Origin of the sequence: Streptomyces sp. RB17, assembly GCF_009604455.1 — a bacterium.
Taxonomy (GTDB): domain Bacteria; phylum Actinomycetota; class Actinomycetes; order Streptomycetales; family Streptomycetaceae; genus Streptomyces.
This window is the reverse complement of the sequence record NZ_WEGL01000006.1, coordinates 528,073-552,088: the sequence shown is the minus strand read 5'-3', so window position 1 is coordinate 552,088 and position 24,016 is coordinate 528,073. Positions and strand designations below refer to the sequence as shown.

At 72.9% G+C, this 24,016-nt stretch carries 17 protein-coding genes and 1 pseudogene; 9 read left to right on the top strand and 9 right to left on the bottom strand.

Translation table 11 applies throughout. From position 1 onward, the window contains the following. Positions 1-633 precede the first annotated feature (633 nt). Both SRB17_RS27725 and SRB17_RS27720 read right to left on the bottom strand, forming a co-directional pair. Positions 634-978, bottom strand: a complete 345-nt coding sequence (locus tag SRB17_RS27725) for a DUF3040 domain-containing protein (RefSeq protein ID WP_323376320.1) — start codon at positions 976-978, stop codon at positions 634-636. 467 nt (positions 979-1,445) lie between these two features. Continuing rightward, a complete protein-coding gene (locus SRB17_RS27720) occupies positions 1,446-3,263 on the bottom strand; it encodes an ABC transporter ATP-binding protein (RefSeq protein ID WP_153542824.1) in 1,818 nt (605 codons plus the stop codon). A gap of 656 nt (positions 3,264-3,919) precedes the next feature. Between SRB17_RS27720 and dhaK the strand changes: the two genes are divergently transcribed. The 3 genes from dhaK (at position 3,920) to SRB17_RS27705 (ending at position 5,992) form a co-directional block, all read left to right on the top strand. Further along, the gene (gene dhaK / locus SRB17_RS27715) at positions 3,920-4,912 is read left to right on the top strand and encodes a dihydroxyacetone kinase subunit DhaK (RefSeq protein ID WP_153542823.1); all 993 of its coding nucleotides are present in this window, start codon (positions 3,920-3,922) and stop codon (positions 4,910-4,912) included. Between the two features lie 67 nt (positions 4,913-4,979). After that, positions 4,980-5,585, top strand: coding sequence for a dihydroxyacetone kinase subunit DhaL (dhaL, locus tag SRB17_RS27710; RefSeq protein ID WP_323376319.1), 606 nt, complete (start codon positions 4,980-4,982; stop codon positions 5,583-5,585). Next, positions 5,582-5,992 (top strand): PTS fructose transporter subunit IIA, encoded by a 411-nt coding sequence (locus tag SRB17_RS27705; RefSeq protein WP_323376318.1) that lies wholly within the window; start codon positions 5,582-5,584, stop codon positions 5,990-5,992. Before dhaL ends, SRB17_RS27705 begins: the two co-directional genes overlap by 4 nt. A 22-nt stretch (positions 5,993-6,014) precedes the next feature. Here the strand turns inward: SRB17_RS27705 and SRB17_RS27700 are convergent, their stop codons facing one another. After that, entirely contained in the window at positions 6,015-6,779 is a 765-nt protein-coding gene (locus SRB17_RS27700) for a glycoside hydrolase family 75 protein (RefSeq protein ID WP_323376355.1), read from the bottom strand. A gap of 439 nt (positions 6,780-7,218) precedes the next feature. Between SRB17_RS27700 and SRB17_RS27695 the strand changes: the two genes are divergently transcribed. Together SRB17_RS27695 and SRB17_RS27690 are read left to right on the top strand one after the other, a co-directional pair. Continuing rightward, positions 7,219-8,193, top strand: a complete 975-nt coding sequence (locus tag SRB17_RS27695) for a fibronectin type III domain-containing protein (RefSeq protein ID WP_323376317.1) — start codon at positions 7,219-7,221, stop codon at positions 8,191-8,193. Between the two features lie 204 nt (positions 8,194-8,397). Next, the gene (locus SRB17_RS27690) at positions 8,398-8,961 is read left to right on the top strand and encodes a hypothetical protein (protein WP_153542821.1); all 564 of its coding nucleotides are present in this window, start codon (positions 8,398-8,400) and stop codon (positions 8,959-8,961) included. Positions 8,962-8,982: 21 nt separating this feature from the next. Here SRB17_RS27690 and SRB17_RS27685 read toward each other — a convergent pair whose 3' ends face one another. The 4 genes from SRB17_RS27685 to SRB17_RS27670 all read right to left on the bottom strand — a co-directional run bounded on the left by SRB17_RS27685 (position 8,983) and on the right by SRB17_RS27670 (position 13,237). After that, entirely contained in the window at positions 8,983-9,528 is a 546-nt protein-coding gene (locus SRB17_RS27685) for a PadR family transcriptional regulator (RefSeq protein WP_153542820.1), read from the bottom strand. Between the two features lie 31 nt (positions 9,529-9,559). Further along, positions 9,560-11,575, bottom strand: a complete 2,016-nt coding sequence (locus SRB17_RS27680; protein ID WP_153542819.1) for an NADPH-dependent 2,4-dienoyl-CoA reductase — start codon at positions 11,573-11,575, stop codon at positions 9,560-9,562. Between the two features lie 302 nt (positions 11,576-11,877). After that, positions 11,878-12,249: a hypothetical protein gene (locus SRB17_RS27675; protein ID WP_153542818.1), complete on the bottom strand. Its 372-nt coding sequence runs from the start codon at positions 12,247-12,249 to the stop codon at positions 11,878-11,880. Positions 12,250-12,355: 106 nt separating this feature from the next. Further along, positions 12,356-13,237 carry a hypothetical protein gene (locus SRB17_RS27670; protein ID WP_153542817.1) on the bottom strand — a complete coding sequence of 294 codons (882 nt, stop codon included), beginning with the start codon at positions 13,235-13,237 and terminating at the stop codon, positions 12,356-12,358. Positions 13,238-13,555: 318 nt separating this feature from the next. On the opposite strand from SRB17_RS27670, the gene SRB17_RS27665 reads away from it, so the two are divergent. Beyond that, positions 13,556-15,634: a SpoIIE family protein phosphatase gene (locus tag SRB17_RS27665; RefSeq protein ID WP_153542816.1), complete on the top strand. Its 2,079-nt coding sequence runs from the start codon at positions 13,556-13,558 to the stop codon at positions 15,632-15,634. 52 nt (positions 15,635-15,686) lie between these two features. On the opposite strand, the gene SRB17_RS27660 is transcribed toward SRB17_RS27665, so the two are convergent. After that, positions 15,687-17,993 carry a SpoIIE family protein phosphatase gene (locus tag SRB17_RS27660; RefSeq protein ID WP_228396306.1) on the bottom strand — a complete coding sequence of 769 codons (2,307 nt, stop codon included), beginning with the start codon at positions 17,991-17,993 and terminating at the stop codon, positions 15,687-15,689. A gap of 148 nt (positions 17,994-18,141) precedes the next feature. Continuing rightward, positions 18,142-18,948: a putative protein N(5)-glutamine methyltransferase gene (locus SRB17_RS27655; RefSeq protein WP_153542815.1), complete on the bottom strand. Its 807-nt coding sequence runs from the start codon at positions 18,946-18,948 to the stop codon at positions 18,142-18,144. Between the two features lie 298 nt (positions 18,949-19,246). On the opposite strand from SRB17_RS27655, the pseudogene SRB17_RS48150 reads away from it, so the two are divergent. The 3 genes and pseudogenes from SRB17_RS48150 to SRB17_RS27635 all read left to right on the top strand — a co-directional run. After that, positions 19,247-19,963: pseudogene (locus SRB17_RS48150) on the top strand (hypothetical protein); the annotation flags it as partial. Positions 19,964-21,424: 1,461 nt separating this feature from the next. Next, on the top strand, positions 21,425-22,681 hold the full coding sequence (locus SRB17_RS27640; protein ID WP_153542814.1) for an AAA family ATPase: 1,257 nt from the start codon (positions 21,425-21,427) through the stop codon (positions 22,679-22,681). Next, entirely contained in the window at positions 22,678-23,919 is a 1,242-nt protein-coding gene (locus tag SRB17_RS27635) for a DUF2201 family putative metallopeptidase (protein ID WP_323376316.1), read from the top strand. Before SRB17_RS27640 ends, SRB17_RS27635 begins: the two co-directional genes overlap by 4 nt. Positions 23,920-24,016: the final 97 nt, after the last annotated feature.

Genomic DNA, 24,016 nt, shown 5'->3' with positions numbered 1-24,016 from the left:
GCCCATCAGACCAGCGCGACGGATCGGGCCGACGACCGCCGGCCAGACACCACGCAACTCGACCCAGCACGGCCGCACGCGCGTCAGGCCGGGAGATTCCCCGGCGGCTGCCACCGTGGCGGAATGGCGGGCGGACGCCGGGCCTGTCCGGCGGGGGGCCGTCCTGTGCGGCCGCCTCTGCCGCATGGGCGCCGCATGGGCCGGGGAGCCCGTGACCAGACCACAGCTCGGCCGGCGGTGAGCGCGGACCGGGCCAGTGTCCGAGCGGTGGTTCGCCGGTCACCGGCCGTGGCCGTCGCCTGCGGACGGCGACTCCCATGACGGCTGACCGCCCAGGGGCCGGTCGGTCATCCGCGCCCGCCGGGCCGCTCTCCGCGCCCGCAGTCACCGGCGTTCTCACGCCGCAAGCTGAGGAGACACCGCCGAACAGCCCCGATCAGCACGGCCCCGATCAGGGCCGTACCAGCATCTCGGGCCCCTTCGTCAAAGGTGTCACAGGCCCTTCACCACACGTCCCTCTCCGCATCACCGGCCGGCCGGCCCACTCACGGGCCCGGCGCAGCGGCTCCGCCACCGGCGTCTGCGATCACAAGCCCCCGCACGCCGCCCCGCCCCCGTCCCCTCCCCGGCACGTCAGAGCCATGGCCGCGCACTTCCTCCGGAGCGGGCGCGGGCCCGACGGCGGACTGCTCGGCACAGGAGGCGGAACGCCTGGAAGAGAGTCAGCGGCCACAGCAGCGCGAAGCACCACAACAGCGCGGGATCCGAGGTACGGATCCCCATCACGGACACGAACGTCGAGGCGATGCCGAGCAGCAGCACCGCCACAGGCAGCCACACCTCTCGCCGGGTGTCGCCCATACGACGCGCGAACCGGCGGTCCTGCCTGAGGCGGCTCTCGATCTGCAGCAGCGCGAGCCGTTCGCGGGGCGACAGCTGTACCTCGTCGTGCATCTCCCATGTTTCCCAGTCGTCCACGGCAACGGCACCTCCTCCGCCCGTCGGCGGTTTCCGTCCCCGGCGACCCGAGTTCCCCGGACGGCCCGGCCGATGCGGAGCCGCGACCACCTGCCGCGCCCTGGGTGATGCCGTGCCCGTCCTCCCGCTGTGCGCGCGCTGCCTGGTCGGCGCCGGATTCCCTTCCCCGCCGGGCGCGTTGCGTGGGGAGGCAGCCCGTCAGTTCCTTGGCGCGCGCGGCCGATGACGCGGTCGAGGCCCAGCGACACCGTGAGGGGACGGCGTGGGGCCCCGTCGGCGGTGAGCACCGCTCGCCCGGCCCGGCGGTGCGCGGCGGGTGGCGGACCGCTGTAGGTGGGCCCGGCGGCGGCAGTGCGTGGGAACCGTATCGCCGCAGGCTGTGGCGGGCGTGTTCCGCCCGGTGAGGGGACTTGTGCCCCGACCGTACGGTGGCGCGGTCACGGTTCGGGGCGGTGGGTCGGTGGCGGTCAGGGCAGGTCGGCCGTCGTTGCCCGGGTGTCGTCGAGGAAGCCGCCCGACTGGTGCTGCCACAGCTTGGCGTAGGCGCCGTCCGCGGCGAGGAGTTCCTGGTGGGTGCCCTGTTCGACGATCCGTCCGCGGTCGAGTACGACGAGTTGGTCCATGCCGGCGACCGTGCTGAGCCGGTGTGCCACCACGAGCGCGGTCCGCCCCTCCATCAGCCGCCACAGCGCCTCCTGGACGAGGAGCTCGCTCTCGGAGTCCAGGGCGCTGGTCGCCTCGTCGAGCAGCAGGATCGGCGCGTCGCGCAGGATGGCCCGGGCGAGGGCGACGCGCTGGCGCTGCCCGCCGGACAGCTTGACCCCGCGCTCGCCCACCAGCGTGGCGAAGCCGTCCGGCAGCGCGTCGGCGAACTCGGTGACGTGCGCCGCCTCGGCCGCACGGCGGATCTCGGCGTCGGTGGCGTCCGGCCGGGCGAAGGCGATGTTGTCCCGCAGGGTGCGGTGGAACATGGCCGGGTCCTGCGGGACGTAGGCGATGAGGCCGCGCAGATCGGCCTGACGCATCCGGCTGATGTCCTGGCCGCCGATCAGGATGCGGCCGGAATCGATGTCGGTCATCCTCAGCAGCAGACGAGTGAGCGTGGTCTTGCCGCCGCCGGACCGCCCGACGAGTCCGACCTTCGTCCCGCTGGGGACGGTCAGGTCGAGGCCGCCGAAGAGGCGTTCCGCACCCGCGTGGGTGAAGGACACCTTCTCGAAGCGGACGTCGGCGGCCTCGGTGCGCAGCGGCTCGGGCGCCGGCGGGTCGACCACGGTCGGCGAGGTCAGCAGCAGCTCGGTGAACTGGGCCGCCTCCGTCATCGAGCTCTCCAGCCGGCGGTAGATCTGATTGAACTCGAACATGATCCGCGTCGCGTTGGAGTAGTAGGTGAAGGCGACCACGACCGCCTCCACGCCGTGTCCGCCCCCGGCGAGCCCGACGGCGAGCAGCAGGCCCAGCGCGTTGGTCAGCACGGACATCGGCGCGATGAGGGTGTCGATGCGCAGATTGCCGTAGTCCCACGAGCGCAGGGTGAGCCGCCGCGATGCCGCGACGCGGGACCGGTGTTCGGCGGACTCGCGGCCCTCGGCGGCGAACGCCCGGACCGTGTCCATGTTCATCAGGACGTCGGCGACATGGCCCGACACCCGGGCGATCGCCTCCTCTCGCTGGTCGACGAGTGCCTGGCGGCGCCGGATCAGGGGCGCCGCGCACAGCGCCGTCACCGCGATCATCGCCAGGAGTCCCACGACGAGCAGCGGGTCGTAGCGCCACAGCACCACGGCGCCGAACAGCAGCGGGACGAAGCTGCCCACGAGCTGGAAGGCGAGTGTGTCGGCGAACTCCTCGAAGCGCGTGGCGAAGCTCAGGACCCGCTTGGTCAGGGACCCGGCGAAGTTGTCGTGGAAGAACGCCGCGTCCTTGGCGAACAGTTCCTCCATGCCGATGACGTACAGATGCTCGATGCCGAGGGCGTCGAGGCGGTTCAGGCAGTGCATACCGATGCGCCACAGCGTCTCCGCGAAGAGCAGGACGCCGGCGAAGGCCAGGACGTAGGGCAGTGTCGTGCCGGTGTCGGAGTCCGGCGCGTCGGCGACGCGGGCGCCGAGCTTGGCGACGATCAGCGGTGCGACGTAGGCGATGCCGATGTTGCCCAGTGCGGGCAGCAGCAGCGCGGGAACCGTCAGGCGCCGGAGCCGGGCCAGTTCCCTTCCGTAGTAGCGAAGCGCGAGGAGCACGGAGCCCCGGCGCGGTGATTCATGGGGTGATCGAGGCGATTCCATCCCAACCCAGTTGTCTCGTACGACAGTTCGCCACATGCCGCGAATACGGGCAGAGCAGACATCGCAGTCTCCCGCAGGGGCGCCGCCGCCGTCCAAGCGTTTTCCGGCCCCGTCCCGGGGGTTCAACTCGGTGGACCGAGGCCCCGGTTGAGGTCGAGGCCTGCCGCCGGGGGCGACCGCCAGGAGCGGAAGGCCGCATCGACCGTCCGACGCTCGGCGCACGGGCGGCCGGCGCACAGGCGGCACGCGCGCAGGCGGCCGGCACACTGGCGGCCGGCGCACTGCCGGCCGGCGCCCGATGCCACGTCGTGGCTCATGGCCGCCTCCGAACGGGTGCAAGGCCGAGGACGCGGCCGTCTGCCGGCTGATCACCCACCAGAGCGATGCCGCTCACCGTCCCGCACCGATAAAGCGTCCGCATGCAGACGGTGAGCATTCTCGGTCGCCTCGATGTCACGCACCGTAAAGCCGCACGGTCGCAGGTGACCTTCGCTGCCACAAGGTCGATACTTCCAGTAGACAGGGCGGGCGGCCACCTCCACCGGGCGGCCGTCAGCACCTGACGCCTCGTCACCGTAGTCAGCACTGAGTCAGCGCCAGTGACCTGGGAAGACACAGGTCCTGAGCGCACGCGCCAAGCTCCCGAGGAGACACCCATGAGGATGCTGATCAACGTGCCGGAGACCGTCGTGGCGGACGCGCTGCGCGGGATGGCGGCCGCGTATCCCGATCTGACCGTGGACGTGGAGAACCGGGTGATCGTCCGCCGGGACGCCCCGGTGGCCGGTCAGGTCGCGCTGGTGTCCGGTGGCGGGTCGGGGCACGAGCCGCTGCACGGCGGGTTCGTCGGCCCGGGCATGCTCTCCGCCGCCTGTCCCGGAGAGGTGTTCACCTCCCCGGTGCCGGACCAGATGGCGCGGGCCGCGGCGGCCGTGGACAGCGGCGCCGGCGTGCTGTTCGTCGTGAAGAACTACACCGGCGACGTGCTCAACTTCGACATGGCGGCCGAACTGGCCGAGGACGAGGGCATCCAGGTCGCCAAGGTGCTGGTCAATGATGATGTGGCGGTCACGGACAGCCTCTACACGGCCGGGCGGCGCGGCACCGGTGCGACGCTGTTCGTGGAGAAGATCGCGGGTGCCGCCGCGGCCGAGGGGCAGCCGCTGGAGCGGGTCGAGTCCATCGGACGTCAGGTGAACGAGAACTCCCGGAGTTTCGGTGTCGCGCTCAGCGCCTGTACGACCCCGGCGAAGGGCAGTCCCACCTTCGATCTGCCCGACGGCGAACTGGAGTTGGGCATCGGCATCCACGGCGAGCCGGGCCGGGAGCGGCGGCCGATGATGACCTCCGGGGAGATCGCCGACTTCGCGGTGAACGCGATCCTGGAGGACATGCCCCCGCGCAGCCCCGTGCTGGTGCTGGTCAACGGCATGGGCGCCACCCCGCTGCTGGAGCTGTACGGCTTCAACGCCGAGGTGCAGCGGGTGCTTCGGGAGCGCGGTGTCGCCGTGGCCCGCACGCTCGTCGGCAACTACGTCACCTCGCTGGACATGGCGGGCGCATCGGTGACGCTCTGTCAGGTCGATGAGGAACTGCTGCGACTGTGGGACGCGCCGGTGAGGACTCCCGCACTGCGGTGGGGGATGTGATACGGCGGAGGAGGCGACCACCACCCGCAGCACGCCGGTCAACATCCCTACCACGCAAGGAGATCCAGTGCTCGACGCCGACTTCTTCCGCCGTTGGATGGCGGCGACCGCCGCGTCCGTGAACCGCGAGGCGGAGCGGCTCACCGACCTCGACTCGGCCATCGGGGACGCCGACCACGGCAGCAATCTGCAGCGCGGCTTCACGGCCGTGGCGACCGCCCTGGAGAAGGAGGTGCCGGACACCCCGGGCGCGGTCCTGGTGCTCGCCGGGCGACAGCTCATCTCCACGGTCGGCGGCGCGTCCGGGCCGCTGTACGGCACCCTGCTGCGCCGCACCGGCAAGGCTCTCGGCGACGCCGCCGAGGTCAGCGAGGAGCAGCTCGCCGAGGCGCTGCGCGCGGGCGTGGACGGGGTGATGGCGCTGGGCGGGGCGGCCCCCGGCGACAAGACGATGATCGATGCCCTGGTGCCGGCCGTGGACGCGCTCGGCGACGGCTTCCCCGCCGCGCGGGCCGCCGCCGAGGAGGGCGCGGTGGCCACCACACCGCTGCAGGCCCGCAAGGGCCGGGCCAGCTATCTCGGCGAGCGCAGCATCGGCCACCAGGACCCGGGGGCGACCTCGTCGGCGCTGCTCATCGCCGGGCTGGAAGAGGCCGCGGAGGGCGGACGGTGAGTGACGCGAAGGTGGTCGGGATCGTGCTGGTGTCGCACAGCGCCGCAGTGGCGGCCTCGGTCGCCGAGTTGGCGAAGGGCCTGGCCGGCGGAGCCTCGGCGGTGCCCGTGGCCCCGGCGGGCGGCACCGAGGGCGGCGGGCTGGGCACCAGCGCCGAGCTGATCTCCGCGGCGGCCGCCTCGGTGGACCGGGGCGCCGGAGTGGCGGTGCTCACCGATCTCGGCAGTGCCGTACTCACCGTGAAGGCGTTGATCGCCGAGGGCGACGAACTGCCGGACGGCACCCGCCTGGTGGACGCGCCGTTCGTCGAGGGCGCGGTGGCGGCGGTGGTCACCGCCGCCACCGGGGCAGACCTGGACGCGGTGGAGGCCGCGGCGACGGAGGCGTACGCCTACCGCAAGGTGTGACCCGGCCACGGGGGCCGGCTGGTCATCTGCTCGCGACGAACAGCCTGGCCAGTCGCGTTCCCGCGGCCACGGCCGCCATGTGGTCCTCGATGCGGTGCAGGCGGGAGTGCTTGAAGACGATGTAGGTGACCCCGGAGGGCACCCCGCCGTCGCGCGGGTCGGCCGGGATGCCGAGGGCCCGGCCGGTGGCGTAGGAGGCCTCGCCGATGAGGTCGCGCGGACCGGTGTCGCCGACCACGGCGTACTGCACCCGGCCCCGGTAGACGACGGCGGCGACCGAGCCGCCGCGTACACCGTGTTTGCGGGGGTTCCAGATGCGGCTGGGGGCCGGGACGACGATGTAGGGAAGGGTCTCGGCGTTGAGATGGCGGCCGTCGGACTGCTGGTAGGCGGTCATGCCGGCGAACTGCGGGTCGGTACGGCGGTTGCAGCGGGCGGTGGACCGTCCGTCGCAGTCGATGTCCAGGTCGGCCTTCCAGAAGACGGCGTCCCGGGTGCCGCAGACGCGTACGGTCGCGGGTCTGCCGGCGTCGGTACGGTACCGGCCGCGGGAGATCTGGTGGCATGCGCCCAGCCGGGCCAGCAGGTCGGTGGCGGCCACCGCGCCCTTGCTGCGGGCCGGGTGCCGTTCCGGAGGCGGGGCGGCTGCGCGCGGGACGGCTGCGGCCGGGGGGGTCAGCGCGGCAGGGGCGTCGGCGGGGGCGTTCAGTGCGGCAGGGGCGTTCAGTGCGGCCGGGGCGAGCAGGGCGACGCCGGCCAGAGCTGGCGTCAGCGACGGGACACGCACGATCAGGGAACCCTCTCGTCGGGAACGGGCGGACATCCAGCACACTGTGGTGCGGGCCCGCTCACCCGGGCGTACGTGCGGCCCGGAAGGGGCTGGATGGAGCACGCTTCTGACGTCTGATGAGGGAATACGAGGACGGGTGCGGGACAACAGGGGCCGGGGGTCCGGAGCGAAACCCGCCCCGGACCCCCCGGCCGCCCGTGTCGGCGCGGCTTCGGCGACGACAGCGTGTCCGCGCCGGCGGCATGAACTCCCCTGCCCTCTCGGGAAGTTCAGCCCTGGGAAGCCTCAGCATACGAAACGTCCCGGCATGGTCACCAACCCAGGCCCCCACAGGTCACCCATGCGGCCCTCTTGCCGCGCCGCCTTCCGCCGCGCCATATTGGTCCGGACCTTTACGTGACGATGCCCATGCCGCCGGCCCCGGGGAGGCAGAGCCGTGCGACGCGTTCTGTGGCCTCTCGTGCCGGTCTGCGGGGCCCTGCTGCTGGTCGCGTCCTGCGCCTGGAGCCAGGCCGACGAAGGCGACGAGGGCCGGGCGCCCGGCGCTCCGACCGGGGTCACCGCGCAGGCGGGCAGCGCCGACAGCGTGCACGTGATGTGGAACGCGGTGCCGGACGGCCCGGGCATCCGCAGGTACGAGGTGTATCGCGGAACCACGAAGGTGGAGGACGTGCCGGGTTCGCAGCACATGGTGGACGTCACCAGGCTCAGGCCGTCCACCGTGTATGCCTTCACCGTGCGGGCCCGGGACACCGAGGGGCGGCTCGGGCCGCCGAGCCGTGCGGTGCGGGCGCGGACCCCGGCCAGGGTGGCGGCGGACCGCTCGGCGCCCACCCGGCCGTCGCATCCCGCCGGGCGGGTGCTCGGCGCCCGGGAGGTCCAGCTGTCCTGGGGCGCGTCCCGGGACGACCGCGGCGTGGTGTCCTACGACGTGTACCAGGGCGGGGCGAAGATCCACAGCGTCGGCGGGAACCAGACCGCGGCCGTGGTCACCGGACTGCGCCCCGGCACCGGCTACGTCTTCACGGTGCGGTCCCGCGACGCCGCCGACAACCTCTCACCCGCCGGCGCCCCGGTCCGCCTCACGACCCCGGGCACCGACGACGGCCGGGACACCGCGCCCACCGGCTTCACCGCGACGACCCACCGGGCCGGCGGGGCGTACTACCTCGACCTGTCCTGGGACCCCCCGCGCACGGACGGGCTGATCACCGAGTACCAGATCCGGCTCGACGGCACGGCAACCACCTCGCTGGTGTGGGGCGGCGCGCCCCCGCGCGGCCGGTCGAGCCACAGCTTCTACGTCGGCCGGACCGCCGGAGAGGAACACCGGGTGCGGCTGCGGGCGAGGCTGCCGGACGGCACTTGGGGAGGCTGGTCGCCGGAGCGGACGGTGACGACGGGCGGGTGACCCGGGGGCGACCTCCTGACGCCGGTGACGGCAGCCAGCCCAGGGGCGCCGGGAACTGCGCGCCCAACCCAAGACGGCCCGCACCCGCCAGCGGACGGATCCCGGCGGACGAGCAGGCCCGCTCTCCTCCGGCCGCAGAACACCGTCACCTGTCCGGGTGCCCCCCACGTGCGCGCACCCCCGCAGCCGCGTTGGCTGCTGCCCATGGACACCTCGCGACTCCTCGTCCGCTACGGTCTGACCCTCGCGGCCGCCGTGGCGCTCCCGGCCGCCCTCGCCGGACCGTCCGCCGCGGCCTCGGGCATCTCCGTCAGCACCACCGGGTCCACCGTCTCGGTGGTCACCAGCGCGTGCTCCGAGATCAACGGCAGCTGGGGCAACGCGGCCCTGCTCGCCGGCAAGCAGGCGAACTTCTCCCGCGGCCGGCACGCGGCTCTGGCGGGCACGTCGGGCAGCCAGTCCGCGGCCTGGTCGGGAGTGAGCCCGGGGACGTACACCGTGGCCGTGGTCTGCTCAAGCGGCAGCACCGCGGGCACCCAGACGGTGATCGTCCCGTCCGGCTCGCGGCCGATGACCGCCTCGACGGCCCCTTCGGCGGCCGCCCTGACCTCCTCGCCGGCGCCGTCCCGGGGTGTGCTCGGCGGCCTGGGCGGTGCCGTCAGGGACCACGGCCCGCTGACGCTCGGCATCGGCGCGGCCGTGGTGGGCACGGGAGCGATCGCCACGGGCTGGTATCTGCGCCGGCGTTCGAAGCCGTACCGGCTCTGAAAGGCCGAGGGCGGACCCGGCTCAGTCGGCCCCGGGCAGTTCGGTGAACTCCGCGAGGGCGTGGGTGAGCCACTGGGTCCAGAAGGTCTCCAGGTCGATGCCGGCCCGCAGCACGAGATGGCGCAGCCGGTCCTCTGGGGCGTCCCGGTCCGGCGGGAAGTCGCGCTTCTCGATCTCCTGGTACTCGGCCAACTGCCGCCGGTGCAGCTCCAGATGGCGGTGCAGGTCGGCCTCCAGACCCGCCGTGCCGACCACTGCCGCGGCGCGCAGCCGCAGCAGCAGTGTGTCCCGCAGCGGCTTGGGATCCTGGGCGGCGGCGGCCCAGCGGGCCAGTTCGGCACGGCCCGCGGGCAGGACCTCGTAGCTCTTCTTCTGCCCTCGGGCCGGCGCCTGAGCCGGCAGGGTGCGGATGAGGCCCTCGGCCTCCAGCCTCCCCAGCTCGCGATAGATCTGCTGGTGCGTCGCGGACCAGAAGTAGCCGATCGACTTGTCGAACCGGCGGGTCAGCTCCAGCCCCGACGACGGCTTTTCCAGCAGGGCGGTGAGGATCGCGTGCGGGAGTGACATGGCCTCATCCTAGGGATCGCCCCTACGGCACCTACAGCGCCGCCGCCAGCTCCGTGCCCTGCTTGATGGCCCGCTTGGCGTCCAGCTCGGCCGCGACGTCCGCGCCGCCGATCAGATGGACGCTGCGCCCGGCGGCGGCCAGCTCCTCGTACAGGTCGCGGCGCGGCTCCTGGCCGGTGCACAGGACCACCGTGTCGACCTCCAGCACCGTGCTCTCCTCGCCGACGGTGATGTGCAGGCCGGCGTCGTCGATCCGGTCGTAGCGCACGCCCGGGACCATGGTCACGCCGCGGTGCTTCAGCTCGGTGCGGTGGATCCAGCCGGTGGTCTTGCCGAGACCGCCGCCGACCTTGGTGGTCTTGCGCTGGAGCAGGTGGACCTCGCGGGGCGCGGTGGGCCGCTGCGGCGCGGCGAGGCCGCCCGGCGTCCGGTAGTCCATGTCGACGCCCCAGGCGCGGAAGTACGTCTCGGGGTCCTCGCTCGCCTTGTCCCCGCCGTCGGTGAGGTACTCGGCGACGTCGAAGCCGATGCCGCCCGCGCCGAGGACGGCGACCCGGTCGCCGACGGGAGCGCCGTCGCGCAGCACGTCCAGGTAGCCGACGACGCGGGGGTGGTCGACGCCGGGGATGTCCGGGGTGCGCGGGGTGACACCCGTGGCGACCACGACCTCGTCGTATCCGGCGACGGACTCGGCGGTGACCCAGGTGCCGAGGCGTACGTCGACCCCGTGCGCGTCGAGCTGGTGGCGGAAGTAGCGCAGCGTCTCGTCGAACTCCTGCTTGCCGGGGACCTTGCGGGCGACGTTGAGCTGGCCGCCGACCTCGCTCGCGGCATCGAAGAGCGTGACCTCGTGGCCGCGCTCCGCGGCGCTCACCGCGCAGGCCAGGCCCGCCGGTCCCGCGCCGACGACGGCGACGCGCTTCTTCAGCCGGGTCGGGGCGAGCACCAGCTCGGTCTCGTGGCAGGCACGCGGGTTGACCAGGCAGGAGGTGATCCGGCCGCTGAAGGTGTGGTCGAGGCAGGCCTGGTTGCAGCCGATGCAGGTGTTGATGGCCTCGGGTGTACCGGCGGCGGCCTTGGCCACGAACTCGGGGTCGGCGAGCATCGGGCGGGCCATGGAGACCATGTCGGCGTACCCGCCGGCCAGCAACTCCTCGGCCAGCTCCGGGGTGTTGATGCGGTTGGTGGTCACCAGCGGCACGGACACCTCGCCCATGAGCTTCTTGGTGACCCAGGTGTAGGCGCCGCGCGGGACGGAGGTGGCGATGGTGGGGATGCGGGCCTCGTGCCAGCCGATGCCGGTGTTGATGATCGTCGCCCCGGCGGCCTCGACCGCCTTGCCGAGGGTGATCACCTCGTCCAGGGAGGAGCCGCCCGGGACCAGGTCGAGCATGGAGAGCCGGTAGATGACGATGAAGTCCTCGCCGACGGCCTCGCGCACCCGCTTGACGATCTCGACGGGGAAGCGCATCCGGTTCTCGTAGGAGCCGCCCCAACGGTCCGTACGCCGGTTGGTCTGGCGGGCGATGAACTCGTTGATGAGGTAGCCCTCGGAGCCCATGATCTCCACGCCGTCGTACCCGGCCTGCCGGGCGAGCCGGGCGGCGCGGGCATAGTCGTCGACGGTCCGCTCGACGTCGGCGTCGGACAGCTCGCGCGGCACGAAGGGGCTGATCGGCGCCTGCAGGGGGCTGGGTGCGACGAGGTCCTGGTGGTAGGCGTACCGGCCGAAGTGCAGGATCTGCATCGCGATCCGGCCGCCCTCGCGGTGCACGGCCTCGGTGACCACCCTGTGCTGTTCGGCCTCCGCCTCGGTGGTGAGCTTGGCGCCGCCCTCGTACGGCCGGCCCTCCTCGTTGGGCGCGATGCCGCCGGTGACGATGAGACCCACGCCGCCGCGGGCGCGGGCCGCGTAGAACGCCGCCATCCGCTCGAAGCCACGCTCGGCCTCCTCCAGGCCGACGTGCATGGAGCCCATGAGCACGCGGTTGGGCAGGGTGGTGAAGCCCAGGTCGAGCGGGGTCATCAGATGGGGGTAACGGCTCATCGGGCCCTCCGTGCGCGGTGTCGTCGCCTCTTGTTGTAGGGGAAACCCAAGGGTTTATGCAACTAGTTGCACAACCGTGGAGGGAGTGACACCGACCACTCTGTAACTACTAGTATGTACAGTCAACATCGACCGATGGCTGCCCCGAAAGGACGCTCACCATGCCCTTCGTCGGCAGCGCAATGTCGTCGTCACCGTCACCGAGAACACGTCCGCCGACTGGCCCTTCGGCGACGGCGAGGCACAGTACGCCCCGGCCGGTCAGGCGCCGGCCGGGGCGCTGCCGCAGGACCGCGCGAGGGTCAGCGGCTGGTCAGCCGCAGATGCAGGTCCCGCTCCTGGTCGCCGGAGGCCGTGCAGGTCTCCTCGACGGTGAAGATCGAGTCCAGGGTGTGCCGGAACCGGTCCACGGCCCAGTAACCGCCCTGGACGTCCGCCTGGACGGACGCGTCGAGGTGGACCGGCGGGCAGGCCGGCCCCCGGGCGTCCGCGACGTCGTACGTGCCGAGCCACACCATCGGCCGGACCTCGTGGAGCTGCTGCGGGATCTCGTCCGCGCCCCGGTCGGACGCGAAGCAGGAGCTCAGCGCGTCGAAGACGAGGCGGGCGTCCTCCTTGGAACCACTGATCTCCACCATGACGGCTTCCGGATGCGACCGCTCCATGTGTGCCATTGATCGCTCCTTTCGTGGCGCGCCGCGGTGGAAGGGAGTACCCCGCCGAACCGCGTCCACCCCTCAGGAAAGCACCACCTGCCGGTCGGCACACCCCCAGGCGGGGTCAGCCGCGGGAGAACTTGTACGTCTTGCTGTCCGTGAGGATGCAGAAGCCCGGCGACATCACGATCACGCGCAGGATCCCGGTGCGGCGGTCGTAGTCGATACCCTCGGCCTCGAAGGTGCCGGAGCAGGAACTGCGCAGCGGCAGCTGGCGCAGGGCGGTGACATGGCCGGTGACGTCCCCGGAGCCGTTCGGCGGGGCCGACAGATCGATCTGGAGCAGCGGCTTGGTCAGGCCGAAGAGGCTGCCGTCGGGGTCGTCGGAGGAACACAGCAGGGTGGTGGGGCCGGAGAAGTCGCAGCCCTGGACGTCGCGGACGGCGTGATCGAGGTTGACCGTGGAGACCTGCGGCAGGTTCGCCGAGGGCGAGGTGGACGGGTTGACGCCGGGGGTCGGGAAGACCAGGAAGCGGTTCATCGTGCCCCATTCGCCCGAGAGCATCCACTGGCCGTCGGGCGAGATCGCGTCCCAGGAGTTGTTCAGGGCCTCGCCGGGGCTCAGCGTGTGGACGTACTCCGACCAGGTGCCGTCGGGCGCCTGGACGCGGTACATCTTCGAGTTGCCGGAGTCCCGCTGGTAGGGCTCGATGTAGTAGCCGTTGTACGAGGCGTCGGGATCACCGACGTGGTTCCAGCCGCGACTGGAGACACCGAGGGGAATGGTGCCGATGCCGGTGTACCGGTTGGGGCTGTTCGCGGGGACCTCGACGGAGGTCAGTCCCTGGCTCTCGTCCAGCGGGCGGGCGCGGTCGGAGCCGGTCTCCGTCCAGGTGTCGGCCGCGGCTGCGGAACCGGGCGCGGCGAGGGACACGACGGCGGCGGTGGCGAGGGTGACGAATCCGGCGAGAACTGCGTGACAACGTTGCCGGGCGGACGCGGGCATGGCCGACTCCTCGGACGGGTCTGGGCGCGGGCGGGAACACTCGGTCGGCGGACAGTCTGGCGCGGCGTGATGGTCATGTACAGGCCAATGCAGCAACATGAGCGTGAACTCTCCCCGTCCGGCGAACGGGCGTGCACGATGTCCCCCGAAAGGAGTCCGGTCCCGGCGTGACGGCTTCGGCGGACGTGCATCGCCGTGGTGAGAGATGGTGGAGGTAACCGGCGACGGCGTCGGAGAGTCGGGTGTGAGCGCGGTGGATCAAGGGGAGTCGGCACGGGGGACGACGTGCCGTGCCAACGGGCGAAGGCGGTGCATGGCATGAGTGCAGCCGAGGCTCCGGTGACGGAGGGCGGCGAGCCCGTGCGCGGGCCGGTGCGGCCGGGCGGCCTGCTCGACGTGCTGGGCGTCGCCTCGGTGGTGCTGGACGCCACCGGGCGGATCGTGCTGTGGAGCCCGCAGGCGGAGGAGCTGTTCGGGTACGGCGCGGGCGAGGCCCTCGGCCAGTACGCGGCCCGGCTCATGGTCCACGAACGGCACTTCGAGCTGGTCGGCAAGCTCTTCGCCGATGTGATGCGCACCGGGCAGAGCTGGGCCGGCGGCTTCCCGATCCGGCACAAGGACGGCAGCACCAAACTGGTGGAGTTCCGCAACATGCGGCTGCTGGACGACCACGGTGACGTGTACGCGCTCGGGCTCTGTGCCGATCAGTCGACGGTACGGCGCCTGGAGCAGGACGTGGCGCTGTCCGAGCGGATGGTGAAGCAGTCGCCGATCGGATACGCCGTCCTGGACACCCGGCTGCGCTTCGTCTCGGTCAACCCGGCCCTGGAGAAGATCAACGGGGTGCCGGCCGCCGAGCACATGGGACGGACGCTGCGCGAGGTTCTGCCCATGCTGGACCCCGAGCCGGTGGAGACCGACGCCCGGCAGGTGCTGGACACCGGTGTGCCGGTGATCGACAACACGCTGGTCGGCCGTACCCCCGCCGACCCGGACGAGGACCACACCTGGGCGCATTCGCTGTACCGGCTCGAGGACGCCATGGGCAACGTGCTCGGAGTCGCGGTCACGGTGGTCGACATCACCGAGCAGTACCGGGCCTCCGTGGAGGCGGAGGCCGCACGGCGCCGGCTCGCGGTCATCGCCGACGCCTCCGCCCGGATCGGTACGACGCTCGAACTGGACCGCACCGCCTGTGAGCTGGCCGAGGTCGCCGTACCGGAACTCGCCGACCTGGCCGCCGTGGACCTGCTGGACTCGGTGGTGGAGGGCCGGCGCAGCACGCTCGGGCCGTCGGAGTCGGCGATGATCCGGGCCCTCGCGGTGCGTCCGCAGGACGGTTCGGACGCCGTGCTGGCCGCCGATCCGCCCGGCCGGATCGCGCGGTACGAACCCGACCGGCTGGTCACCGAGTGCGTGCGCTCGGGCGAGGCGGTGCTGGTGCCGCAGGTGAAGGACGAGGACCTGCCGCGCATCGCCCGCTGCGCCGAGGCGGCCGAACTGCTGGGCCGCGCGGGACTGCACTCGTATCTCGCGGTGCCGCTGATCGCGCGCGGCGAGGTGCTCGGTGCCCTGGACCTCAAACGCACCCGCAATCCGGCGCCGTTCGACGAGGACGACGTCCTGCTCGCCCGGGAGCTGGCCGCCCGCGCGGCCGTGCAGATCGACAACGCGCGCTGGTACCAGAACGCCCGCAACACCGCCCTCACCCTGCAGCGCAGTCTGCTGCCCAGCCGGCCGCCGGTGACGACCGGCCTGGAGGTGGCCTCCCGCTACCAGCCCGCCGGGGCCACCAGCGAGGTCGGCGGCGACTGGTTCGACGTCATCCCGCTGGGGGGCGACAAGACCGCGCTCGTGGTGGGCGATGTGATGGGCAGCGGGCTCAGCGCGGCCGCGACCATGGGCCGGCTGCGCACGGCGACCACCACGCTGGCCGCCCTGGACCTCGACCCGGCGCTGCTGCTGGAGCACCTGGACAAGACGACGTCGGCCCTGGACCACTCCATCGCGACCTGCATGTACGCCGTGCACGATCCGCATCTGCGGCAGTGCCGGATCGCCAACGCCGGCCATCTGCCGCCGGCTCATCTCCGCCCGGGGCGGCCGCCGGTACTGCTCGACCTGCCGACCGGGGTGCCGCTGGGCGTGGGCGGGGTCGAATTCTCCACCGTCACCGTCGACTTCGAGCCCGCCGACGAGCTGGTGTTCTACACCGACGGGCTGGTGGAGACCCGCTGCCACTCCCTGGACGAACGCCTGGACCTCCTGCTGTCCCTCCTCGACGACCCGGCCCGCCCCCTGGAGGAGACCTGCGACTTCCTCCTGCGGACCCTGCACCACCCCGACAACCACGACGACGTCGCCCTGCTCATCGCGCGGGCGCAGGAACTGCCCTAGGGCAGCGTCAGGCCCGGTACCGCAACGGTGCCTGTGGTGACCGACGGCAGGCTCAGGGACACACGGAGAACGGCGGAGCCTGCTCCGCCCAAATGGTCTTTCCCTGTTCCGAGTAGCGGGCACCCCATTGGGCGGCGAGGCTCGCGATGATGAAGAGACCTCTGCCGGTCTCATCGACGGTGCGGGCGTGTTTCACGTGTGGGGCACTGGCCGCACCGTCACTGACCTCGCAGCACAGCCTGCGATCCAGGATCAGACGTAGTTGCAGGGGCGGAGCCCCATAGCGGACCGCGTTGCCTACGAGTTCGCTGACAATGAGCTCGTTGGTGAACGCGGTCTCCTCGTCCACACCCCAGACCTCCAGCCGGCGGCGGGCTGCTGCTCGCGCAATCGGCGCCGCCTCGGGTCCGGCCGGAAGGGGGAGGGTCAGGACCCGATCTCGGGGCAGCGCCTTCGTCCGGGCGAACAGCATCAGCTTCTCGCCGGTCCGTTGGCCGTCTGTGAGCGCGTTCGCGATGTCGTTGCTCAGGTCCGGCAGTCGCCGCGTGGTGCAGTTGTCCAGGAGCGGACGCAGTGGACCGGACGGTGCCAGAACCTCGCACGCGAGCGCGGCCGTGCCCATCGCCAGGATGCTGTCTTCCGGGAGGTCGACCGTCATCGCTGGGAACGGGGCGCCGTCAGCGCCGGCGAGTGGGGGCCCTGAGGGTACGGGCAGGCCGGCCGAATCCCCGTCCGGGCGAACGACGACGGGCTCTGGGATGCCGGCGCGCGCGATGGTGCAGGTAAGACCGACCGGGTCGTAGATCGCGATGGCGCAGTTGACGGTGAGCGGCTCGCGGAGAAGAGGGTCCTCGGGCGGCAGCGCGGCGCGCTCGGCGGCGAGGCGGGCCGCGGTGTCGCTCAACCGGGCCATGAGCTCGTCGGGCTGCAGATCAAGTGCGGTGAGTGTGTGGATGGCCGTCCGTAGTTGTCCCATCGTGATGGCTGCGGCGATGCCTCGTCCGACGACCTCGCCGACGACCAGCGCGGTCCGTGCGCCGGGTAGCGCGATCGCGTCGAACCACGCGCCGCCGCCCTCCGGACCGGGAAGGTGAATACGGGCCGTCTCCACAGTGGTCTGTGTGGCCGGACGTTGCGGGAGAAGCCTGCGCTGAACGGTTGAAGCGATGATCCACTCGCGCATGTACTGACGGGCGTTGCTGATGCAGAGCGAAGCGTGCGCGCACACGGCGGACGCCACCGCCACGTCATCCTCGTCAAAGGGGTCTTCCTGCTGGTGGCGGTAGAAGCTGGCCACGCCCAAAGCCTGGCCGCCCCATGCCAGCGGCGCCACGATCATGGAGTGGGCACCTGATCGCCTGATGGCTTCGGCTCGGGGCATGTCGGCGTCCAGCCACGGGGTGTTCTCCTCGATCGAGATGAGCCGGGGGCGAAGGTCGGCCAGGACATGCGAGAAGGGGGTGCCGGTCGGCAATGGCTGTACCTCTCCGACCGGGTGGTCCGAGATCGGGCCTTGGAAGGCTGTTCGGCGCAGAAGAACATCCCGGTCGACAGGGAGCGACGGCGGCTCCTCTCCACGAAAGACGTCCTCGACCACCTCGACGACAGCGATGCCCGCGAAGGCAGGTACCACCGCCTTCACCAGCTCTCGGCAGACGGCGAGCACGTTCAGCACGTTCCCCACTCGTGTGCGGACAGTGTCCAGGAGGACGAGCCGGCCTTGTGCGTTCTCGCGCTCGGTGACGTCGACCACGGAGGCCACCAGGCCGAGCGCATCGCCGTGGGCGTCCTCCAGGCGGAAGTAGGAAACGGAGTAGATGCGGTGCTTGGGCAGGCCCTGCTCCTGGACGCCCCGGACGATCCTGTTCACTTCGGGGTCTCCGCTCTCCAGGACGCGCTGCCCCACGGCGGCTTCTTCCTCGGCGTCTTCGAGTCCGTACGCCTCGGCGAAGGGCTCGCCGAGCAGTTGTCCCGCCCGCGCGTCGCGCAGCCCGCGGGAAGCACTGTTCAGGCGTACCACGCGCAGTTGATCGTCCAGGACGTGCAGTGCCACCGGGGACCGGGTGAACAGGGCCTGCAGGACAGCCACGTCCTCGCGCTGTGCAACGGCGTCCGCTGCATTGCGTACCTGCCACACAACGGAGGTGCCCCGCAGTACCGGGTCGACCAGCACCGGGGCCATGGCGCATCCCTTTTCCGGACGGCCGGTGCCGATGGCGCCGGCCTCGTGCAGCACAGTGGCGATGGACTGGCCCACGGCCTCATCGGCGGACAAGCCGAACAGTTCCTCGGCGGGGCGTCGCCACTCGGTGACACGACCGCCTTCATCGAGGTTCATGAGCACGTCACCGTCGGGCATGCGAAAACACCTCCGCTCGCGTCCCCTGGTGCTCTTTCCAGGCAGGACGCACGATCGGCACAGTGCACCCTCCACCAGTTCAGGCGTGTCGCTGTCCCCCGGCAACCCGACCTGCGCGCCGGCGACGTCGCGGCGGCGGATCGATGCCCTAAGACCGCGCCGGGCCCTGGGTCCGTACGCCGATCACCACGTGCGCGGACAGCTCCTCCGACACCGCGAGGCGAGCCGTCAGACCCGCGTCGGCGAAGGCCTGCAGGGCGGCCGGTGCCTGGCGTTCGCTGGTCTCGGTCAGCAGGCAGCCGCCCGGTGCGAGCCACTCGGGCGCCCCGACGGTCACCCGGCGCAGCACGTCCAGGCCGTCGGCGCCGCCGTCCAGGGCGACGCGCGGTTCGTGGTCGCGGGCCTCGGCCGGCAGCAGGGGCAGGTCGGCGGTGGGGACGTACGGCACATTGGCCGTGAGGATGCCGACCCGGCCGTGCAGCGCGGCGGGCACGGCGTCGTAGAGGTCACCCTCGTGGGCCCGGCCGTCGAACGCGGCGAGGTTGCGCGCGGCGCAGCGTACGGCGGCCGGGTCGATGTCGGCCGCGTGCACCTCGGCACCGTCCAGGGCGGCGGCGAGGGCCGCGCCGAGTGCGCCGGAGCCGCAGCACAGGTCCACGACGACGGTCGCCCGCGGCGCCTGGGCCAGCGCCTGCTCGATCAGGAACTCGGTGCGGCGGCGGGGGACGAACACCCCCGGTTCCACCGTGACGCGCAGTCCGCGGAACTCGGCCCAGCCCAGGACGTGTTCGAGCGGGTGTCCGGCGGCTCGCCGTTCCACCATCGAGACCGCTTCCTCGGGCGTGCGGGCGGTGGCGAGGATCAACTCCGCCTCGTCCTCGGCGAATACACACCCGGCGGTGCGCAGCGCGGAGACGAGGGCGGCGGGAGAAGAGAGAGGTCCAGGAACAGACATGGAGGCCGAGAGCCTTTCGGAGCGCGGGACTTCAGGGCGCTCCCGCAGTCACCGTCGCCGGTGCACCGCGCGGTCATGAGAGGGGAGCACCCCTGCTGGCACAGCGGTGATGGGTCCCACCTCCTCGGCACTCGGGGCCGCGTACCTCCGCGACCGGACGGCCACACTACCCCAACGCTCGCGCCCGGCTCCGCAGAGAAAACTCCTGGCGCGGTTGTGGGCGGGCCGCTACGCTCGCCGCGATGACGACTCATGTTTCCCAGAGATTGGGGGTCCCGTCCGCGCAAGGTGAGCGCTGATGCTCCCTTCCACCGCGTACGGGGATTCCCGGCTTTCCATGTGGCTGCGCGTACGGACGTACGCCGTGCCACCGTCCATGATCGAGCTCGCCACCGCCCGCCGTGCCGCCGGGGACTGGGCGGGCGCCTGCGCCGCCGCCCGGATCGACGTCGACCTCGATCTGCGTTCCGTCGCCCGCGCCCACGGCCGGGACCTCGCGGCCCGGCTCCGCGCCGACCTCCGCCGTCTCGCCCCGGACCTGCTGCGCTGGCACATGCCGAGGATCGCGCCCGACGGGCTGCTGCGCCCCGGCCTGACCCTGACGCTGGCCCGGTACGAGCGGCCCGGCCGGGCCGGTCCGCTGCACCTCGTGGCCCGTACCCCACCGGCCTGGGCGGACGCCGGCCAGCGGATCAGCCTCGCCCTGTTCGATCCGGCCGACGGGCCCGCCGGCCGCCATCCGCATCCCCACCCCAACCGCCGCTACCGGCTCGATCTGCACCGGCACCTGTGGGACGCGAGCAGGGCGGGCGAGCTGCGCGACCGGTCGGGCGCCGGCGGCCCCGCCCCGCCGGACCGCGATCCGCTGGGCCTCGCCCCGCCGGGCCACGGCTGCGCCGTCGGCCGGTGGGCGGCCGAGGCGAGCATCCTGCTGCACGCCGAAGGCCAGCCCGGCGGAATGTTCACCGTACGGCTCGGCAGCCACCGCCGACTGCTTCTGACGGTGACGTCGGACGCCGCCGACACCCCGGATCCAGCCGAGCGCCGACACGGGGTCGGCCGGGGCGACCGGCCCCCGAGCTCGGTGGAGCATCGGGGCGGGGTCGGCCGGGGCGACCGGCCCCCGGGCTCAGTGGAGCATCGGGGCGGGGGCGGCCTGGGCGAGTGGCCCCCGGGCTCAGTGGAGCATCGGGGCGGGGGCGGCCTGGGCGAGTGGCCCGCCGGCTCGGTAGAGCATCGCAGCGGGGACGACCCCGCCCCACGGCCCCCCTACCCGGCCCAGCACCAGCACCGGGCCAACCCAGCCCAACAACCCCCAGAGCCGCCCGAGCACCAGCGCGAGGGCGACCAGGCCCAACAACCCCCAGGCTCGGTAGAGCATCGCAGCAGGGACGACCCCGCCCCACGGCCCCCGCACCCGGCCCAGCACCAGCACCGGGCCAACCCAGCCCAACAGCCCCCAGAGCCGCCCGAACACCAGCGCGAGGGCGACCAGGCCCAACAACCCCCAGAGCCGCCCGAGCACCAGCGCGGGGGCGGCGCCGCCGAAAGGCCCCCGGGGCCGGCCGGGCCGCGGAGCCACGGACCACCGCACCACGGCGCGGGCGAGGGCGCCGCCCCGAAACCGGCCGAGAACCTGCGCTGGGCCGTACCGGCCGAGAACCGAGGCGGGGCCGTGCCGGCCGAGAACCGGCGCGGGGTCTCACCGGCCGACGGGGCGGCGGGACCGGGCGGGGGTGCGCTGCAGGTCTCGGGCCTGGTCGGTGAGCCGCGGCTGCGGATCGTCGACGCGCTGCCGCCGGGTGGTCTCTCCGCCGTGCCGGTGCTGCCCGAGGCGGCGACCTGGGTGGCGCCCGATCTGGAGTTGCTGCGTGCCGGGCTGCTCGGCGCGGAGCTGCTGCATCCCTTGGTGGCCGCCGCACTGGTGCCCGGCCACGCGGCGCCCGGTGCGGTCCGCGACCAGGATCCGGTGGAACAGGCGCGTCGGGTCGAGTGCCGGGGAGCCACGCATCGGATCGGCCTGGTCGACGGCGTCCTGGTGCCGCTGGACCACGATCCGGACGTGATCGAGCGCGAGGAGCTGCTGTCCGCGCTCGGCGGGCCGGCGCTGCCCTGTCTGCGTGTCATCGACGAGGCGCACCGGCGCCCCGACTGCCTCGCCGGTGTGCGGGAACGGCTGGACCACGGGGACACCGAAGGCGCCCTGGCCGTGGTCGAGGCGCTGCTGGGCCCCGGCGCGTTGCTGCGCGAGGGTCCACTGCGGGACGAGCTGACAGCGGCCGCCGAGCGACGCATCGCCTACGGGCTGTACCGGGCCGGTCTGACCGGCCCCGGCGGCAGCTCCACCCACCCGGGCCGCCGCACCGGCCGAAGCCGCCGCCCCACCCGGCGGCAGACCCGCTACGGCACCTTTTTCTGAACTCCCTTTCCTTTCCCCCTACTTCTCGCTCTCCTTCACACCCAAGGTGATGCCCTCATGACTTCGTACGCTTCCGTGACCCTGCCCGCAGACCGGCCGGTCGCCTCCCAACTCGCCGTCGCGGATGCCCTGTCGGCACTGCTCCGCGACACGACCACCGAACCGCGCTCCGACATCCAGCTGGAGGCGCTGACCCTGGCCGTGGCAGCCGATCTTCCGGTGCTGCTGTGGGGCGAACCGGGCATCGGCAAGACGGCGGCGCTCACCCAGTTGGCCTCCGCCCTGGACCTTCCGCTGACGACCGTGATCGCGAGCGTCCACGAGCCGTCCGACTTCTCCGGCCTGCCCGTCCTGGGAGACGATCCGGCGGTGCAGGGCGTCCCGATGGCCCCGCCGGACTGGGCGGTTCGGCTCGTACGGGCCGGGCGGGGACTGCTGTTCCTGGACGAGCTGTCCACCGCTCCCCCGGCGGTGCAGGCGGCCCTGCTGCGGCTCGTGCTGGAGCGGCGGATCGGCGCGCTGCGGCTGCCGCCCGGGGTGCGGATCGTGGCCGCCGCCAACCCGCGGTCCTCGGCCGCCGACGGCTGGGAGTTGAGCCCGCCACTGGCCAACCGGTTCGTGCATCTGCAGTGGGCCCACGACCCCGACGTGGTCGTACGGGGCCTCGCCGGGACCTGGCCGCGAGCGACCCTGCCAAGGCTCGCCCCGGAGCGGCTGTCCGAGGCCGTGGCCTTCGCCCGGCGCGCGGTGTGCGCCTTCCTCGTCGCGCGGCCGGGGCTGGTGCACCGGCTGCCGAGCGGGGAGAGCCGCCGGGGCGGAGCGTGGCCGTCGCCCCGGAGCTGGGAGGCGACGCTGCGGCTGATCGCCTTCGCGACCGCCGCCGGCTCCTCGCGGGACGTACTGTCGCTGCTGGTCCGGGGCACCGTGGGGGACGGCCCCGGGCTCGAACTGCTGGCGAGCCTGGACCGGATGGACCTGCCCGACCCCGAGACGCTGCTCGCCGACCCGGCGGATGCCGAACTGCCCGAGCGCGGGGATCTGCGGCAGGCCGTGCTCGACGGCGTGGTGGAGGCGGTCCGCAAGCGCCCCGAGCGGGCCCGCTGGGACGCGGCCTGGGACCTGCTGGTGCGGGCCATGGAGACCGGGGCACCGGACGTGGTGGTCGTGCCCGCGACCACGCTGGCCTCCCTTCGCCGGGAGGACTGGGACGTGCCGACGGCGATCGAGCGGCTGGCCGGGGCGGTGTCGCTGTCCCGGCGGGCCGACCGGGCCGCCCGGGTCGCCGGCGCCGGGGTCGCCGGGGCACACCGGTGACGGCGGACGCGCCCGGTGCGCTGGACCTCGGCAAGCTGTTCGCCGCGCGGCTGCACGCGGCCCGCGTGCGACCGTACCTGGCGACGGCACTGTTCGCGCTGCGGCCGGTGGAGTCTCGGGCGGTGCCGACGATGGGGGTGGACCGGTACTGGCGGTGCTATGTCTCCCCGGCATTCGTGGATCGCACACCGCTGGCGGAACTGGCGGCGGTGTGGGTGCACGAGGTGGCGCATCTGCTGCGCGACCATCACGGACGCGGCGAGCGGTACGCCCGCGAACACCAGCTGACCGGGCCCGCGGAGCGGCTGCGCATGAACATCGCCGCGGACTGCGAGATCAACGACGACGTGTACGGCGACGGGCTGGTGTGTCCCGAGGGCGCGGCGACACCGGCGAAACTGGGGCTGCCCACGGGCTGGTTGATGGAGGACTACCTGCCCGGGTTCCGGCTCGGCCCGCGTCTGGAAAGACTGGCCTGGCTGGACTGCGGCAGCGGCGCCGACGGTCTGGACCGGGGCTGGGAGCTGGGACCGGACGGCGCGCACGGGCTGAGCGAGCAGGAGCGGGACGCGGTCCGGTTCCGGGTGGCGCAGGGCATCAAGGGCAGCCCGGGCAGCGCCCCGCAGGGCTGGCGGCGGTGGGCGGAGGAGGTGTTCCATCCGCCGCAGCCATGGCGGAAGTTGCTGGGTTCGGCACTGCGGTCGGCGGTCTCCGCACCGGGCGTGGGCGAGGACTACAGCTACGGCCGGCCGGCGCGCCGTTCCGCCGGGCTGCCCGGGGTCGTCCTGCCGAGTCTGCGGCGCAGGCCGCCCCGGGTGTGCGTGGTCGTCGACACCTCGGGGTCGGTCAGCGACGCGGAACTGGGCAGCGCGCTGCTGGAGGTGGCCGCGATCTGCCGGGCCGTGGGCGGCCGCCGGGACCTGGTCTCCGTACTGTCCTGCGATGCCGCGGCCCGGACCGTGCAGCCGCTGTGCCGGACGGAGGGCATCGAGCTGGTGGGCGGCGGCGGAACGGATCTGCGCACCGGCTTCACCCGCGCGCTGCGGACGCGGCCCGACGCGGTGGTGGTCCTGACCGACGGCCAGACACCGTGGCCGGACGAACGCCCGTCGTGCCGGACGGTGGTGGGCCTGTTTCCCCGCACCGGCGGCTCGTACGACGAGAACGCCCCCGCCTGCCGCCCGGCCGCGCCGCCGGCGTGGGCCCGCGTGGTGACGATCGGGTCGGCTGCGGGGTGACGGGGTGGGATGCCGGCAGGAAGTCCACCCATCGAAGTACCGGCAGAGGCTCGGTTCGGTGAAGGACCGACAGGGAGCCCCGCCCGTCGCCGGGCGT

Excerpts from the sequence above, each read along its gene's own strand:
- SRB17_RS27720 (WP_153542824.1), bottom strand. The coding sequence starts at position 3,263 with ATGGAATCGCCTCGATCACCCCATGAATCACCGCGCCGGGGCTCCGTG.
- dhaK (WP_153542823.1), top strand. The coding sequence starts at position 3,920 with ATGAGGATGCTGATCAACGTGCCGGAGACCGTCGTGGCGGACGCGCTG.
- SRB17_RS27690 (WP_153542821.1), top strand. The coding sequence starts at position 8,398 with ATGGACACCTCGCGACTCCTCGTCCGCTACGGTCTGACCCTCGCGGCC.
- SRB17_RS27685 (WP_153542820.1), bottom strand. The coding sequence starts at position 9,528 with ATGTCACTCCCGCACGCGATCCTCACCGCCCTGCTGGAAAAGCCGTCG.
- SRB17_RS27680 (WP_153542819.1), bottom strand. The coding sequence starts at position 11,575 with ATGAGCCGTTACCCCCATCTGATGACCCCGCTCGACCTGGGCTTCACC.
- SRB17_RS27675 (WP_153542818.1), bottom strand. The coding sequence starts at position 12,249 with ATGGCACACATGGAGCGGTCGCATCCGGAAGCCGTCATGGTGGAGATC.
- SRB17_RS27670 (WP_153542817.1), bottom strand. The coding sequence starts at position 13,237 with ATGCCCGCGTCCGCCCGGCAACGTTGTCACGCAGTTCTCGCCGGATTC.
- SRB17_RS27665 (WP_153542816.1), top strand. The coding sequence starts at position 13,556 with ATGAGTGCAGCCGAGGCTCCGGTGACGGAGGGCGGCGAGCCCGTGCGC.
- SRB17_RS27660 (WP_228396306.1), bottom strand. The coding sequence starts at position 17,993 with ATGCCCGACGGTGACGTGCTCATGAACCTCGATGAAGGCGGTCGTGTC.
- SRB17_RS27655 (WP_153542815.1), bottom strand. The coding sequence starts at position 18,948 with ATGTCTGTTCCTGGACCTCTCTCTTCTCCCGCCGCCCTCGTCTCCGCG.
- SRB17_RS27640 (WP_153542814.1), top strand. The coding sequence starts at position 21,425 with ATGACTTCGTACGCTTCCGTGACCCTGCCCGCAGACCGGCCGGTCGCC.